Annotated in this window: 1 protein-coding gene; it reads left to right on the forward strand. The window is 68.8% G+C overall.

From position 1 onward, the window contains the following. Positions 1–4: 4 nt before the first annotated feature. Positions 5–1,024 (forward strand): LLM class F420-dependent oxidoreductase, encoded by a 1,020-nt coding sequence (locus ACIRS4_RS37865; RefSeq protein ID WP_404204763.1) that lies wholly within the window; start codon positions 5–7, stop codon positions 1,022–1,024. Positions 1,025–1,197 lie beyond the last annotated feature (173 nt).

Consider the following 1,197-nt stretch of genomic DNA (forward strand, 5'->3'; position numbering starts at 1 on the left):
GCAACTGGGATATTGGGGCGCGCAGCCGCCCGCCAATACGCGGGAGCTGATCGCGGCCGCGGAGGAGACCGGATTCGACGCCGTCTTCACCGCCGAGTCGTGGGGCTCGGACGCCTTCACCCCGCTGGCCTGGTACGGCTCCGACACCAGCCGGGTGCGTTTGGGCACCTCGGTGGTGCAGATGTCGGCCCGCACCCCCACCGCGACCGCCATGGCCGCGCTGACCATCGACCACCTCAGCGGTGGCCGGCACATCCTCGGGCTCGGCGTCTCCGGTCCGCAGGTGGTCGAGGGCTGGTACGGCCAGCCGTTCGGCAAGCCCCTCGCGCGCACCCGTGAGTACGTCTCGATCGTGCGGCAGGTGCTCGCCCGCGAGGGCAAGGTGACCAGTGCGGGCCCGCACTATCCGCTGCCCTACAACGGCCCGGGCGCCACCGGATTCGGCAAGCCGCTCAAGCCGATCACCCACCCGCTGCGCTCGGACATCCCGATCTGGCTGGGCGCCGAAGGCCCGAAGAACGTCGCGATGACCGCGGAGATCGCGGACGGCTGGCTGGCCATCTACTACACGCCGCGGCTGGCCGACATGTACAACGAATGGCTCGACGAGGGCTTCTCCCGGCCGGGCGCGCGGCGCTCGCGCGAGGACTTCGAGATCGCGGCCACCGCGCAGGTCATCCTCACCGACGACCCCAAGGCCGAACTGGATCGGCTGCGGCCGTTCATGGCGCTCTACATCGGCGGCATGGGCGCGGAGGAACTCAACTTCCACGCCGAGGTGTACCGGCGCATGGGTTACGGCGAGCAGGTCGACGAGATCACCCGGCTCTTCCGCACCGGCCGCAAGGAGGAGGCCGCGGCGGTGGTGCCCGACGAGCTGATCCTCGACACCACCATCATCGGCAACGAGGCGCAGGTGCGTGAGCAGCTGAAGGTGTGGGAGCAGGCGGGCGTCACCATGATGCTGGTCGGCGTCCGCGACGTGGAGCAGTTCGAACGGTTGAAGCCGCTCATCGAGTCGTAATCGGTCGTGATCCGGTGCGCAGCGCGCCTCGCTGAGCGGGGTGCGCTCTTCTCGTTTGTCCCCCGCAGGGCGTACGTCGCCGTACTGTGAGAGCGGGGGCACGTCCGCTCAGCGGGACGTGAGCGAAAACAGTGGCTTGTCACACACAAGAACACGTTCTATTTTGGTCCCTG

Source organism: Streptomyces sp. NPDC101166 (genome assembly GCF_044768125.1).
Taxonomy (GTDB): Bacteria; Actinomycetota; Actinomycetes; order Streptomycetales; family Streptomycetaceae; genus Streptomyces.